This is a genomic window from Aureisphaera galaxeae (genome assembly GCF_028561275.1).
Classification (GTDB): domain Bacteria; phylum Bacteroidota; class Bacteroidia; order Flavobacteriales; family Flavobacteriaceae; genus Aureisphaera; species Aureisphaera galaxeae.
The window spans coordinates 234099-250468 of sequence record NZ_JAQQTF010000002.1 but is presented as its reverse complement, the minus strand read 5'-3'; the positions used below and the strand labels follow the sequence as shown (position 1 = coordinate 250468).

Annotated in this window: 9 protein-coding genes; 5 read left to right on the top strand and 4 right to left on the bottom strand. The window is 40.1% G+C overall.

Annotated elements, in window-relative coordinates; genetic code table 11:
• Nucleotides 1-70 precede the first annotated feature (70 nt).
• The 4 genes from POV27_RS00920 to POV27_RS00905 all read left to right on the top strand — a co-directional run bounded on the left by POV27_RS00920 (nt 71) and on the right by POV27_RS00905 (nt 7165).
• Nucleotides 71-1030, top strand: a complete 960-nt coding sequence (locus tag POV27_RS00920) for an endonuclease/exonuclease/phosphatase family protein (protein ID WP_272860846.1) — start codon at nt 71-73, stop codon at nt 1028-1030.
• A 123-nt stretch (nt 1031-1153) separates the two neighbouring features.
• Nucleotides 1154-4306 carry a T9SS type B sorting domain-containing protein gene (locus POV27_RS00915; RefSeq protein ID WP_272860845.1) on the top strand — a complete coding sequence of 1051 codons (3153 nt, stop codon included), beginning with the start codon at nt 1154-1156 and terminating at the stop codon, nt 4304-4306.
• A 37-nt stretch (nt 4307-4343) separates the two neighbouring features.
• Nucleotides 4344-5258, top strand: coding sequence for a PorP/SprF family type IX secretion system membrane protein (locus tag POV27_RS00910; RefSeq protein WP_272860844.1), 915 nt, complete (start codon nt 4344-4346; stop codon nt 5256-5258).
• Between the two features lie 20 nt (nt 5259-5278).
• Nucleotides 5279-7165: an OmpA family protein gene (locus tag POV27_RS00905; protein WP_272860843.1), complete on the top strand. Its 1887-nt coding sequence runs from the start codon at nt 5279-5281 to the stop codon at nt 7163-7165.
• Nucleotides 7166-7229: 64 nt separating this feature from the next.
• Here the strand turns inward: POV27_RS00905 and POV27_RS00900 are convergent, their stop codons facing one another.
• From POV27_RS00900 to POV27_RS00885, 4 genes are all read right to left on the bottom strand, one after another.
• A complete protein-coding gene (locus POV27_RS00900; RefSeq protein WP_272860842.1) occupies nt 7230-7610 on the bottom strand; it encodes a nuclear transport factor 2-like protein in 381 nt (126 codons plus the stop codon).
• A gap of 84 nt (nt 7611-7694) precedes the next feature.
• A complete protein-coding gene (locus POV27_RS00895) occupies nt 7695-8276 on the bottom strand; it encodes a hypothetical protein (RefSeq protein WP_272860841.1) in 582 nt (193 codons plus the stop codon).
• Between the two features lie 419 nt (nt 8277-8695).
• Nucleotides 8696-9841, bottom strand: coding sequence for a T9SS type A sorting domain-containing protein (locus POV27_RS00890; RefSeq protein ID WP_272860840.1), 1146 nt, complete (start codon nt 9839-9841; stop codon nt 8696-8698).
• 113 nt (nt 9842-9954) lie between these two features.
• Nucleotides 9955-13446, bottom strand: coding sequence for a T9SS type A sorting domain-containing protein (locus POV27_RS00885; RefSeq protein ID WP_272860839.1), 3492 nt, complete (start codon nt 13444-13446; stop codon nt 9955-9957).
• A gap of 323 nt (nt 13447-13769) precedes the next feature.
• Here POV27_RS00885 and POV27_RS00880 point away from each other — a divergent pair, with 323 nt between their 5' ends.
• Entirely contained in the window at nt 13770-16361 is a 2592-nt protein-coding gene (locus POV27_RS00880) for a LytTR family transcriptional regulator DNA-binding domain-containing protein (RefSeq protein ID WP_272860838.1), read from the top strand.
• Nucleotides 16362-16370 lie beyond the last annotated feature (9 nt).

The following is a 16370-nucleotide window of genomic DNA, read 5'->3' as shown; positions in this document are numbered from 1 at the left end:
TCATTGCAATGGCGCAAAGGTACGAAAGTGTTTGTTGCCAAATTTTGTATTTTAGGTTCAAAATTGATGCATGTCGAAAAACTCCTCAAAAAAAGACCATCGTTATTCCATAGCATTCTACAATCTCGAAAACCTCTTCGATACTACAGACGACCCAAACACATTGGATGACGATTTCACTCCCGATTCGGATAAGGATTGGAATGAAAAACGCTACCGCAAGAAGCTGAAGAAAATGGGCCGCGTTATTTCGAATATTGGATATGAGGATGTCGGTTATCCGCCAGCTATATTGGGTTTAGCCGAAATGGAAAACGCCGCGGTTTTAAGGGATCTTATTGACTCCAAATTCCTCAAGAAAAAAGGCTACGACTTTGTGCACTTCGATTCTTCCGATGAACGGGGCATTGATACAGCCCTACTCTACCGTAAGAAGATATTTGAGGTGATAGAGGCCAATACCTATACCGTATATCTCACCAATGAGTTTGGCGAGAGGGATTATACCCGAGACATTCTCTACGTAAAGGGTGAACTGGAAGGACAAATGCTTCACCTGCTAGTGAATCATTGGCCATCGCGTAGAAAAGGTACGGAAGAAACAGCCCACAAGCGTATTGCTGCTGCAAAGAAGAACTTAGAGATTCTGGATGAGATATACGCCAACGATCCTGAAGCTCGAATCGTCATCATGGGCGACTTTAATGATGACCCCAATAGTGAAAGCATAAAAACCCTTGTGAATGGGGAGTTATACAATCCCATGGAAGTACTTTTAACCAAATATGAAGGCACTTTAAAGCACCGTGAAAACTGGCATTTGTTCGATCAAATTATCATATCCCATAATTTTTTGAAAGGACATGAAAATCCCTTCCGATTTAAGAAGGCTTCCATTTTTAATCCTGAAGAGTTACGGGAACGTAAAGGAAAGTACAAAGGACTTCCTTTTAGAACCTATGTCGGGAAGAAATATCTTGGTGGATATAGCGATCATTTTCCCGTATATGCCATTTTCGACATTCATTAACATTTAACCGAAAAATCACAGTTTTTTATCCTAAAATTCTCACATTTCATCTAAAAAAGTTACTATTAAGGTAAGAATCTTCAAATTTCTATATTTTAGCGTGACCAAAACCAATACCAAAAAATGAATACACCACTACTTAACTTCGATTCCGTTAGGAATCGCAAGTTCTACTATTTGTTATTTTCCTTTATAACCTGTTTTTTCATTACTACTTCGGACGAGCTTCATGCACAAGGTCCTGGTTCTCTTTTTGTGGATGCTGGACCCGATGTATCGATCCCGTGTGGTAGTGGAGGATGTGTAGACCTAACTGCCTCCTTCTTGGAGACTTTCGAGACCATATCGAATGCTTACAATGTAAATAGCATCGATTATAACCCCCCATTCCCATTTAACGGATTGGCAAACCCATTAAACCCAGACATTGATGATGCCTGGTCGGTAGTAGATGATCTACCTTTTGATTTTTGTTTTTTCGAAAATATTGAAACCCAATTTCAAGTAGGATCCAACGGAGTTATTCGATTCGATGTGGATCCAGGAGATACAACCAACGGATGGTCTTTTTCAGAAGACTTGCCTAACAACACTAACGAGACACTAAGTGAGGCCAATGTTTTTAGTCCCTGTCATGATATCGATCCTTCGGTATCGACCACCGAAGAGATTGCCTACGAGGTGTTAGGAGAATTCCCCAATCGTGTATTGGTGGTTTCTTACTTCGAAGTACCCATGTTCTCTTGTAATGACCTTCTTGCTACACAAATGATGGTTTTCTATGAATTCTCTAATGTAGTAGAAGTATACATTCAAGACAAGCCTACTTGCGATAGTTGGAACAGTGGAAATGCCGTAATCGGAATCCAGAATGACGCTGGTGATACTGCATACGTTCCACCAGGAAGACAGACTTCGGATTCTCCATGGACTACCAATAACGAGGCTTGGCAATTTTCACCTGCAGGTGCTCCTACCTACGAATTCGAATGGTTGGATGCAGACGGAAACGTAATAGGCACCGATCCTACCGTAAATGTATGCCCCAGTGGAAATGCTACCTACACCGCTAGAATTACCTACACCAACTGTAATGGTGACGAAGTAATATTGACCGATGAAGTGGAAGTAATTCCAGACGCCGATTTTAGTGTAGAACTAGGAGACGATCGTTATTTCTGCGATACCCCTTCACATGAAATAGTTGCCGAGTTAGAAGGTAATACTTCTGGAGCCACATACTTATGGAGTACGGGTGAAACTACCTCTAGTATCACTGTTACTTCTACAGACACTTATACTGTAGAGGTGACCGTTGCTGGATGTACCCTAACGGATTCAGTTACCATTAATTTCCTTACCAGTCCAGATTGTACAATTGATCCTGAATGTTCCTTCATCGATTTTGAAGAGAACTTTGGAACGGGATCTGGACGTGTTTGCGACTTGGGAACTGCTACTACAACTTACATTTGTAATGACGCCACCCAAGTAGAAGATGGCCAATATACCATTACGAACACTTCCAATGGATTGAATAGTGGTTGGCACTTGGATATGGAAGACCACACACCAGATGATGTAGGTGGTCGTGCTTTATTTGTGAATGCAGATTTCGCAGTGGGTGAGTTCTACCGAAGAACGATTACACTTAATGAAGATACCGATTACGCCTTCAGTGCATGGATTACCACCGTATATGATACCGATACAGGCATCTGTGGCGGAAGTAGTATTCCTTCGAACGTAATCTTTAGAATTGAAGATCCGGTAGGAGCGCTCATCGCCGAAACCAACACTGGGGATATCCCTAACGGTCCAGAACCAGATTGGCAGGAGTTCTTTATCGACTTCAACACAGGAAGTAATACCGATATTCAATTGGTGCTTATTAATAACGCACCGGGAGGTTGTGGAAACGACCTTGCTATAGATGACATTACCTTAACTTTAGAAAACACACCACCACAAATCGTAGAACCAGACGATATCATGATTTGTGAAGAAGATTCTGGAAATGCCACCTTCGATCTTACTTCGGTAATCGATACGGTATTGGATGGTCAAGATCCAGCGATGTTCAACGTAAGCTTCCACGTTACTTCTTTAGAAGCGGACGCTGGTGTAAATGCAATTGCAACGCCAGATGCTTATGTGAACACTGCAAGTCCAGAGACCATATATGTAAGGGTGGAAGATTTTGATGAGCCTACCTGTTTCAGTGTGGTAGACTTCGATCTTATTCTAGATTTAATTTTGGATTTCCAAATCGACCTACAATCAGACTACGATCTGTGTAGCTCCGATGGTTTCCCTACCTTGGATGCTACTCCGCAGAATCCGGATGTAGACCTTTCCATCGTAACATACGAATGGACCGATGGTGGAGGAACCGTAGTTTCTACCGATGCTACTTACACGCCTTCTGCTGCGGGAACCTATACGGTTGTAGTTACTTCGCTTCCTTGTAGTGAAGAAACACTTTCGACTACCATTCAGGTTACCGAAATCCCAACTTTGGATTTAGGACCAGACCAAATATTATGTGACGGAGGTATCTTCGATATCATTCCAGACATTACTGGAAATACCGACGGCATTAGCTATGCTTGGAGCACGGGCGAGACTTCATCTTCTATTACAGTAGATGCTACTGGCACGTACACCTTAGAAATTACGGTAGGACCTTGTGTGGTTACCGATAGTATTGATATCTTTATAAGTGACCCCATTACAGTAGAGGTTACTCCCGATTTTAGAACGTGTCCAGAAGAAGCCCAAACGATTTCCGCGACGGCAAGCGACGCAGAAGCCACCTACCAGTGGTACCTAAACGGGGATATTTTAACTGGAGAAACGGCTAGCACTTTAACTTTCACAATCCCAGCAGGAACCATGGGTACACAGTTTTATTCTGTGATTGCCACCAAAGGCGAATGTACGGGTGAGAATGAAGTTGCAGTTACTTTGTATGATGTTGATAATTGCGTGATTTCTCAAGGGATTTCCCCGAATGGATCCCCTGGAATGAACGATGAATTGGATTTGGAATTCCTTTCCGATAGAACCGGCGGAATTACTAAACTTCAAATTTTTAACAGACTAGGAACATTAGTGTTCGAAAAATCCAACTACATTAACGAATGGGTTGGACAGGATACGGACGGAAATGAGCTGCCAACAGGAACTTATTTCTATGTAATCGACTTCCTGAACGCGGACGATGTCTACGGGCCACAGGCCACAGGATGGATTTACTTAAACAAAGAACGCTAAAAACTGCTAACCGAAAATTATAGTCAACATGTATACAATGAAAAATATATATATAGTACCCTTCTTACTGGCCGTATTCTTTCTGCAAGACATGAATGCCCAGCAGGATCCGCAGTACACCCAGTACATGTACAACATGAATGTGGTGAATCCCGCTTATGCCGGTATTAAAGAAAATCTATCACTAACGGCACTGTACCGTCAACAATGGTCAGGTCTGGATGGAGCTCCCGAAACCATTACCTTTTCGGGGCACACTCCTATCACCGATAAAATGGGATTAGGACTTTCGGCCATTAAAGATGAACTAGGACCTGTTAAGGAGACCAATGTAATGATCGACTACTCCTATACGCTTCAAGTTTCGGATAACTTGAAACTGGCATTGGGGGTAAAAGCCGGAGCTACTTTTCACGATGTAGGACTTTCCACATTAGAATTACAGGACCCTAACGATCCATTCTTCACCCAGGACATTAGCAATGTATACCCTAATGTGGGGGCTGGGGCCTTCTTTTACGGAGAAAACTTCTATGTAGGAGTTTCTGTACCCAACATGCTAAACTCGGTACATATCGACGAAAATGGGCTTAAGATTGGTTCTGAAACACAGCATTACTTCGGAACCGCGGGATACGTATTCCAAGTTTCGGACAATGTGAAGTTGAAACCTTCTGTAATGGTGAAATCGGCATTCGATGCTCCTCTGTCTTACGACGGAAACTTAAATGCCCTTTTCTATGAGAAGTTCGAAATAGGAGCCTCCTACCGCTTGGATGACTCGTTCAGTGGTTTGGTAGGTTTTCAAGTAACTCCGTATCTTAGAGTCGGGTACGCTTACGATAGTGTAACCAGTGATTTGAGCGAGGTAGCAAGTGCTTCTCACGAAGTGATCTTGTCGTTCGATCTTCTATTCAAGAAAAAATCGTTACGCTCACCATTATATTTCTAATCAAAGCTTAAGACATTCTCATGAAAAAAATATGTACACTTCTTATGATCTTGGCGGTAACGATTGGATCCGCACAGAATAAAGACACTAAAAAAGCAGACGAATTATACGACCGTCTCGCCTATACAGATGCTGCCGATGCTTATAGAAAACTCCTGAAAAAAGGAAAAGGAAGTCGCTATGTGTTCGAGCGACTGGCGAACAGCTACTATTATATTAACGACACAAAAAAAGCGGAAACCTATTACAAAAGGGTGGCTAAAGGAAGAAAGGTTAAGCCGGAGGTTATCTATAACTACGCACAGGCCTTAAAAGCTAATGGAAAGTTTAGCGACTATAATACTTGGATGAAGAAATTCGCCGAAATGTCGCCCAACGATTCACGTGCGAAAGAATTCATGAAAAACCCGAATTATGTACCACAAATCATGGAAGACTTTGCTCGATTTGAAGCAAAGAACCTAGAGGATCTCAATACGCCTGCTTCCGAATTTGGAGGTATTTTGATAGGTAAGGATTTCTATTTCTCCTCTGCACGAAATGCAGCACGTAAGAAATACCATTGGGATGAGCAACCTTTCTTGGATATCTATAAGGCAAAAACCGTAGGTAACACGATTAAAAATGCCGACTTATTAGAGGGTGATGTAAACACCAAGTACCACGAAGGGGTTATTGCCATTACCAAGGATGGACAGCGCATGTATTTCGATAGAAATGATTACTTGAATGGTAAATTCCAGAAAAGTGAAGATGGAATTAACCAAATAAACTTGTACTATACCGAATTGATAGATGGAAACTGGAAAGGGGTATTTTCTGCACCTTTCAACAGTACAGAATATTCCATTCAGCATCCAGCCTTAAGTTCTGACGGCTCTACGCTATATTTCTCTAGCGATATGCCTGGCGGAAAAGGAAAATTCGACCTCTATAAAGTTTCTATTGGAAGCAGTGGTGAACTGGGAACTCCCGAGCGCTTGGGAGATCACATCAATACCGAAGGAAATGAAGTATTCCCTTATGTAGATTCTAATGGTGGCCTATACTTCTCTAGTGATGGACACCAAGGACTGGGAAGATTGGATGGTTTCTATGCAGCAGCGAACGGAAGATCATTTCAGTCACCAATGAACCTAGGAAAAGGGGCCAATAGTGAAGCAGACGATATCGCTTTCACTTTCGATCCGGCTACCGAAACAGGTTTTATGTCGTCCAACAGAGCGGGAGGAAAAGGAAATCACGATATCTATCGCATTACGGCGGTTGAGCCTCCTTGCGATGTAGATATGGACATTCTTGTAGTGAACGAATATACTAGTGAGCCTATTTTTGGAGCGCGCTTGGATCTATACGACAATCAGGAGAACCGTTTGAGTTCTAAAACCACTGCCGAAAATGGACGTGGAAACCTATTGGCAGAATGCGAGAAGGAGCATGTGGTGCAAGCCGTGATGTCAGGGTTCGAGAGTAATGCTGTTGCTGTAGAAGCTAGCGGAAATGGAAAAGTTACAAAAACCATTGAGCTCCGTCCTATCGAAGCTATTATCGTAGACGATAAGATTGTATTGAATCCTATTTTGTTCGATTATAACAAACACAACATTAAGCCTCAGGCGGCTTTCGAATTGGATAAGTTGGTAGGTATTATGAAGAAATACCCGAATATGGTAATTAAGGTAGAGAGTCATACCGATACCCGTGGTAATGCCGACTACAACAGAAAATTATCCGATAGCAGAGCACAGTCTACGGTGCAATATGTAATTTCTCAAGGGATCGATGCCTCCCGAATCAGTGGTCAAGGATTCGGATTGGACAAGCCTGCCGTAGAATGCGGTAAGAACTGTTCTGAGGAAGATCACCAAACGAATAGACGTTCCGAGTTTATTATTGTAGAGCGTTAAGCTATTTATCCCCACAGCTAACCAAATGACCATAGAAACCCTCTTTTAACCAAAGAGGGTTTTTTTATTTTCTTAGTTGAGCCACTGCAGGATTGCTTTCTTGGGTATCGTAGATAATGGTCAAGGTTTCAATCTTTCCTGCTCCATTTAGTACTACGACATCCACAACATCGAATTTTACCTGGTTGCCATCCGCCAACGTCCATTGATAGGTGAAATAAATGGCAAATTCGTTGGGCTTGTCTATTTCCCTAAATATTCCCTTGAGGATGAGTTGAGATTCCTTCGTATCTGCAAATAAGGTCTCGTAGAACGTCTTAGCGGGCATATTTCCATACACTGGAGATATCACCTCACCCTTTTCAGAAAAGAGGTTTACAACCGCTGAAAGGTCTCCCTTTCTTAGAGCATCTAGATATGCGTTTGTGATCTGTTTCGGATTCATGTTGCTAATGTAACACAAAACCGTACAATCCCTTTAACTGCTATTAGGTTCCAAAGGCTCTTACTGTTTAAATGAACCTTCGAACTATAGGATAACTAGATCATTCGCTCCCCGTGTCGGGATCAATGTGAATCTGAAATTTTCTGTTCCCGAATTACCCATATAATCCATAGCCGTAACTTCTAAAGTGCATGTAATGAAAGGAGGGTTAATATCCATAGCATCTATATCGCAGTCCGATTCGTCATAGACATCCCTGATCTTAAACATTTTACTCACGCCGGCAGCCACACGTACACGTTCCCCCGGCTCTGCAGCCAACGTATTGTCCAAATCGATCTCCCAAGTTCTTTGGGTTCCCGAACCAACACCACAGTTATACCTAAATTCTCCTCGTACCCGAATACTCTGAACTCCAGACCCTCTGTCTTGTGCATTGAAGACGAGGGACAAGCCTTGGTCTATATTTATTGTCTGAATGGTTTCGTAACGTTCCAGATCGAAAATATGCCCCCCAACACCAATGACGCTAAGGCTTTGTTGGGTTAGCATGGGTTGTGACGTATCCGTTGGATCTATTGGCGTAGTCTCTACAGCAATGGGCACCCGACACCCGATAAGTACTAGGGGAATAAAAAGTAAAGTTAATCTCTTGATTGTTTTCATGATGTTTCGCTTCAAATATTAATGAGTTAAATATCAACCAATTAAAAGCGAATACATAAGGATAAGGCTTCATAATCAAGTAGTTAAAAGCCTTATTTTCGGCAGGACAATTCCTGAGCAATTACGACTTACAATTTATAATCTTTACGCCCCATACGCGTTGATCACATATAGATAGGTTTATATAAAAAGCACCCCGAATGAGGTGCTCTTTAACAATATGGGTGATGAATGAAATGAGGATATCTATTACCTAATTCCATATTATCCTATTTGGAATAGCAGGTCCATTAGTTACGAATCAACTTTTCCTTAAAATCATAGCTATTAGTATTCATTTGAACTACGTAATTACTTCATTCAATTGCTTATAGATGGAAACACGATGGCATCCCATTTTAAAAGATATTAAAAGTGAATCACGATTTCATAAACTTTTTAACGGTAAAATGCTCGTCTGTTGAAATCTTAATGTAATAAATACCCGAAGGAAAGTTTGAAACATTGATTTCAGATTTAGCGGTACTTAATAATAATTCACCTTTGGTCGAGTAAACTTCGATCACATAATGTTGAATATCAGACGGTGATCCTATGCTTAGTACATTCCGTACGGGATTTGGAAATACAACAAACTCTGAGTCCTTAAAACTCTCAGCACCTAATTTGCAACTTTCACTATAATAGGATTGTGAATCAATAAACCAATCTTCCGCTGTGTTAGCATATTCAATATCATCTACCGAAATGCAATAAAGATCAGGGTTTAAATCAGCAAGCATCGAATCAAGATTCACATTATTTCCATTTTTTAGGTTTAACTCAATTAACTTATTCCCTCTACACCATAAATCTTGCAAATTTGAGTGCTGTGAGACATCCAATGTAGTTAATTGGTTAAAGTCGCAAGACAAATTTACAAGATCAAGATTGTTGCTAATGTCCAAATTCTCTAGTTGGTTGGTCGAACACCACAAGTTTATCAGGTTAACGTTCTGCTGTATGTCTAGATAGTCAAGTTCATTAAACCCGCATAACAAGGTGGATAAATTAATATTTTGGGATACATCCAGACTGGATAGTTCATTATTACCGCAACTCAATTCTATTAGGTTTTGATTGTTTGTAACATCAAGCTGACTCAGTTGGTTATGACCTAATCGGAGTACTTCTAGATTTATGTTCTGTGATACATCTATCTGAGTAATTTCATTAAATGATAAAACAAGAAACTCAAGTTTAACATTATTGGAAATGTCTAAAGTTGAAATTTCGTTCTGATAGCACAATAACCATTCTATTTCGATAAATTCCTCAATCCCTTGTAAGGAAGATATATTCTTGAAGTCAAGATCTATCCTCCACACATCCAAGGCTTCAGAAATCTGAATTTCTCCGTCGTCGTTCGTATCAACATCTTGTGGAGGCATTCCAGGTTCACTATATAGAAGAGCCACATTATCATTCACCAATGCATTTTTAAAATTCGGATCAGGTACATTAACAATTTGGGCTTGAAGGGTGGTTGAAACAAATATCAGATAATAAATAAGTGGGTTTTTCATAAACAAGAATTTTAAATTATGACTTTATTGAATTGCATATACGAATTAGGATTCTTTAAAATGACCATATAGGGAAGTGTTTGGGCATTCATCTATATGATTAAGATCGTAACTTATTCTCGCACTAATTTTTCCATGAATTTTTCTCCGTTAACACGTATTTGAACAAAATAAATTCCAGATTTCCATGCAGTCACATCTATATCCATTCCGCGAGCATCGGCAGATTGATTATGGATCAATTTTCCTGTAGTATCGAAAACAGAAACTTCCATATTCTCATCTTCGGTTTTCAGGGACCGTATGTGCACCATATGGTCCGATGGATTAGGGTAAATGGTTACTTTATCCAATACTGACTTTCCTTTCTCCTCTTCGGGGGTCGTACCAGAAAGTTTTGAAATTCCTCCCACATTGGCATCAAAACGCCATAAAAAACTGTTGTTTATAGCTCCGGGAGTGGAAGTAAGTGGTGAATTAGTGGCAATATCATTGATCATACTTTGGGTTCCCTTATAAACACCTGTAACATATACGTTTTCATGATTGGCAGTCATACGGATGGGATAGATATATTCATTTCCTGATGTGGTCGTAGAAAAATTCTGCCAACTTTCCGGGGACAGGTAATCCCCATTTGTAGACATTGAAAGTACATAGCTTCGTTGAATACTGGAAAATGAGGCTAAATTATCATTTTGAATGAAGAAATTTTCACCTTTAAAATTTCCGGTAAAATACACTTCTCCACTAGTATACGGATATGCAACATCGCCGGCATACATATTACTCTTGCTCCAAATCGATCTATGCCAGTTCTGTGAAGCAATCGTTCCTAATCTAACAGCATAGTTTGCAAATACATTAGGATTCGGGTCATGAGGCAACACTCCAGCAATCCCAAAAGGCTCGTTCACCGCATTTGTATAATTCCCTATAAGGTAGAGGGTATTCGAATTTGCTAGTTGTACTCCCCTTCCTACCGAATTCATCACATTGTTGAAGGAGTTCACCATGGGTTTGGTAAGGTCTAAATCATACGATGGAAAAGTGCCGTTATCTTCCATAGTCGCAACATAGGCTTCTTGATTCCCCGTATTCGCTCCTAAAGCGGTCATTGTTGGGTTAAAATAGAACAAGTCCCTTCTAAAATATCCCGTAATGGCAACGGTTCTTTTATAAGCACTAATATCCTGTATCTGAGTTTCCCAACGGCTAGACTCCAACGGGGTTGACCATTTAAAATTTAGTGTTGGACCACTTACATGTGAAAATGCAACCACACGTATTCTAGTATCATTTCCAGGCACCAAAACCTCTTCGTTTATAGCGACATAAACATTGTGCTCCACGGGAGCATTGGTAGGACTTGCAGCAATATGGGAAGACTTATGTCGGAACACAGGGGTGTCATAAATCATCTCTACGTGAACCAGTTGCCCATTGTATTTATAAATGGCAATGTAAATACCATTTCCATTCTTCGTAATACTACCACCTGGACTAGGGCCGTCAGGACCATCTCCTGAGAAAAATTGGGTAGAGCCTTCACAACGTCCCGTTACATATACCCTATTATTACCTCTATTTACAGACATGCTCGTACGGGACACCATTTGATTGGATATAGTTCTTGCTACCCATTCCAAGCCTTCACAATCATCGTACTTAGTGAGATAAGCATTTCTGGAGGCCAGTGTGCTTCCCACAACGGGAAAATCATCGAACTCCACATAATCATCGAACTCCCCTGCCATATATATGTCATGATGCTGATCCATATCGGTAGCATTCCCTTGGTCCCAAGAGTCTGTGTCGTTACTCGTTTTGGGCCATTCGCCTTGATCGGTAGAAAAAGTATACGTTGCAGATCCGATACAGCCTGCATCGTCTATACCCTCTATGCACAGTGTATAAATCCCATCAGGTACAACGGAAGGGTCTATCGTATAACTTGTTCCCGATTCTGTAGGCAATGTATAGGGATTCGAAGGATCCGAACAGTCGGTCCAGGTAATTCCTCCCGGAAACAATGCTGAATTGGTAACATTTATCGTAGCGGTGGTAGTTCCATCGCATATGGGAAAACCAACAGCTTCGATCTCTGGAGTCTCTCCCATTATTTCAATAACTGTATTGAGGGTAGTTCCGCCAAAAGTTACGCTTACATTGTATGTGCCATTCCCAGGAAAGATATGTTCGGGAAACAGAAGTGTCCCGCTGGTAGTTCCTGTACTAACAGAATCATCGGGAGATCCAGTGATAATTTCGCCATCCCCAAAATCCCATTGAATTGTATCATCACAACCTGAAAGCCAAAATCGATAGGTTAAGCAATCCCGTTCGAACGCTTGAAGGGTCGGTTCTATACTTTCTATAGTTCCATCTATATTATTGGGTAATCCCCATCGGCTTAATGCACCCCCAGGAGTACCCACGGTAACGTCACCTTCGGTATAATTCATTGCAGCGCATCCCACGGAATTGGGAGTATAAATTACATCGATCTCATAGCTTCCATCCCTAGAACTAATTATTTCCCCATTGGTCGTTAGTTGCAGGCTCGTATTCGGATTGGATATGGTAGGAATATTTGGAACATTAAAATCACAATTAGCAGGTGCTGCGGTTGGGTTTGCGGGAATGGTAGAAAGGTCGTATTGGCGCACACTGGCCTGTCCCAAAAACATACCCCCACCACTAGCATATAGTAGGTTAGAATTAGGGCTAAAAGATGCCCCTAAACAAGTCTGACTCGACTGATAGGGCATTACCTGAAGTTTGTGAAAAACTCCAGTCGCAGCATTAAATCGAAATAGGTGAACCCTTCCTTGTATAGGTGACACATGCTCTGAAATCGCGAAATAATCTTTATTGGGAGAAAACTTGGCTTGTCCTTTCATATTAAAGCCAGTAGTGGATGCATACCCAGCATCACTTATTACAGGCGTGTTACTTACACCCGCAGCTGTTACTTCATAGGCATACAAAGAAGAATTGGTTCCAGTACCAGGATTTACTGGGGACGGTAGCGCAAACGTTCCGGAAGGTAAAATAATGGGTTTTACCACTACCCAATATCCCGTACCATCACAATTGGGGACTGCCGTCACTCTTTCTTGGCAATAGCCTCCATTGGTCCCTGCAGAAATACCCATGGTTGTAATACCAGAAAGTGCTCCCGTAGTTGCATTGTATTCATAATAACTCAGTCCGTGATTTATAATCCCAGTATCAGAAACTGTAAAAATATAGAACTCATCAACAGCCCCTCCGGGTTTAGGAACGATAACCACGCCTTGGTATGCCAAAGTACCGTTCGGATTTCCATTGAGGCAACCCAAACAATCACCAGCTATTGGGTTATATATGTTTGTCCCATCGGTATAAAAAAGAAGATTTCCTGCACCATCGCAATAGGATGCTGTTGCTTCCAACATATTTATATCTGAAGGAATAGGAGCCGTAAAATCGAAGATATTGAACCCAGCACCTTCCCCAAAGGCCCAGGTATCATATTGTTGTGCATTGGTGATATGAGAAACGGAAATAAAGAATAAAAAGAGGGATACTAATTTGAGATGTAATTTTGAGGTTTTCATCATAATCAATGTAATGGTTGAAGGTTAAAAAATTTTGTGTTCCTTGTATAAAAGAATACAAAAGGACGGTCCCGAAGTTAACGTGCGGACCTTATAGATTCTTCAGCCATAGAACCCCTTTGTGACAAAAACATTGAAAAAAGGGACAAATATTTTCCGCGTATTTCTCATATTGGGACTAATTAGTAAGAAAATGTGATGAAAATTCACAACAATTTTAAGTTATCGTGGTTTCCTGTGTAACAATTATCCTAATTTCGATTGCCTACTACTATTTGATGATTCAAAGAATGCAGTATTATTATTAAAGCCCCTTTTAAAACAATATGCTTACGGAACTTCTATCCGAAATAAACAGACACCTTTTTACAATCATTCTTTTACTTCTTCCCAATTGGGGTATCGCTCAAGAATGGATCTATACAAATTACAATACCAATCACGGTTTAACGAGCTCTGAAACATATGATATTGTACAGGATAAGAATGGATTTATTTGGTTTGCCACGGATCGTGGTATTACAAGATATGACGGTTACGATTTCAAAAAATACGGATTAAAGGAAGGACTTACAGACATAACTGTTTTTAACTTCTACGAACAACCCGATGGTACTTTTTGGTGTTCTACCCTGAACAAAAAACTATTCTATTACGATCCAGAACTAGAGAAGTTCGAAGAATATTGCTTCAATCATTTATTAAGCCATGAAAATGACGGAAGAATTATAACTGATCTTTATGTAGAAAACGGTACCGTCTATTTAATCTTTAATGGGCACCTTGGATACTTAAAAATTGATTCGGCAGGTACTGTAGAGGATCTCACCCAATTTGGTTTGTATCATGAAAATGCCATTATCCATTCTGAACCCAAGAAATTGGGACTTACGTTTTTATGGAGTGAAGAATTAGATAGAGATAAGTACATTACTCATACCATTCCGTCATCCGAATCCAAAAGGCATTACTACGATGTTCTTTATTCTGAGGAAAACGATAAATGCGTAATTGTAAAGGACAACCGCTTTACTATTAAGGGGGTATCCCATTCTTTCGAAAAAAGCATAGGGGAGACGAAAAAAATTATCATGTCCGGCATGTATAAAGACAACTATTTCTGGATAGGCCTAAGACATGGTGGTGTCAAGATTTATGATTTTAATGCAAGGCTCATAGAGCATTTATTACCTAACTCGTCAGCCACTAAGCTTTTTGAAGATCATGAGGGGGGATTTTGGATAAGCACCTTGGATTCGGGAGTTTACTACGCTAAAAATGGCAGTATTCATCACTATACAGATCACACATTAGCCAGAAGTAATAATGCTGTTCAACTAGAAACAAACAATGAAAAACAATTATACATTGGTTATTTGGATGGCCAGGTTTTCAAAAAGGATAAAGATGACTTCAACCTCATTTTTACATCCAATATGAATAATAACATGAACGTGGCTTACTACAGCAAAGAAAATCGCCTACTCGTTAAACCCAATTTCTTTAAAATCTGGGAAGAGCAAAAAGGAGAATTAACTTCTGATTTTCTCAATTGGATTTTACCGGATAATTCTGAATCATCTCCTATTGAAAGTCAAGAACTTGTAAAAAAAATAACTTACAATGATATTTCCCGAAGATACAATCGGGTTCATGACGTAGAGCCCATACAAGATTCCCCTTTGGAATATTACATAGCTTCACCTTTAGGCCTTAAAAAGTTTAAGAATGACAGTATGTATGACCTGAGTAACGATCACAACTTATTTTCCTATAGAATTGAGGACATCGACGGATATAACCATGGGTATTACATGGCCTCCATGGGAGCAGGCCTTATCGTAATGGCAAAAGATTCTGTTTTTTCCATTGACACATCCAAAGGGCTTTACAGTGATTTAGCCACGGAAGTATTTATAGAAAATGAGCGAGAAGTTTATGTCGCAACCAATACTGGTTTGAATAAAATTCACTTCAATGAAGACTTATCATCTTATAGCGTTTCTGGCATTTCTACATCCCGAGGCTTACCAAGCAATGAAGTAAACGACATTGAGGTCATAAACGACACGGTTTGGGTGGGTACGAAAAATGGACTGTGCTCTTTTCATAAAAGCGTTTTAGACAATAACTTTGAAAAGCCTCCTCATAGCTGGTTAAGAATTGAAAATGTGAAGGTAAACAAACAAGAAGTCGCGAACCAAGATGTACTTGCATCTTTAAAGCACAATGAAAACAACATATCTATTCATTTCAATTCAATCTCATTAAGGAAAGGGCCAAACACGGAATATCAATATCGTCTTTTGGGAGCCGAAAATGAATGGAATACCACAACATCAAGATTTGTAGAATATCCCGAATTGCAACCTGGATCATATACCTTTATGATAAGGCGCAAACCGCATAATGCTGAGGAAAACATCGAAATCCAGAAACTTCAATTCTATATTTTACCTCCCTTTTGGAAACGTTGGTGGTTCATTTCCCTTATCCTACTAGCATTGGCATTGGCTATCTATTCCTTCTTTAAAGTAAGAATACTTACCTATAATAGAGATATTTTAAGAGAATTTCTGCGCATACTATTGAAAAAGGTAAATGGCAAAAAATATGAAATAATTATTCGAGAATCTGGAAATGATATCAAATTGGAAACTTCCCACATTCAATACGCAAAATCGTCGGGGAATTATCTTGAAATACATACCGACAATCAAAAGCACCTTATCCGAGAAAAAATCTCCGAGTTTTATGACCGATTACCTGATAAAATGGAATTCACAAGAATACATCGTTCTTTCTTGATACGGATAGACAAAGTTGAAGCGAAGAACCCTAAATGTGTACGCATAAAAGGTGAAGAAATCCCTGTGGGTAAAAGCTATCGAGAAAACTTGAATAGGATTTTATTTTAAAACCCGTTT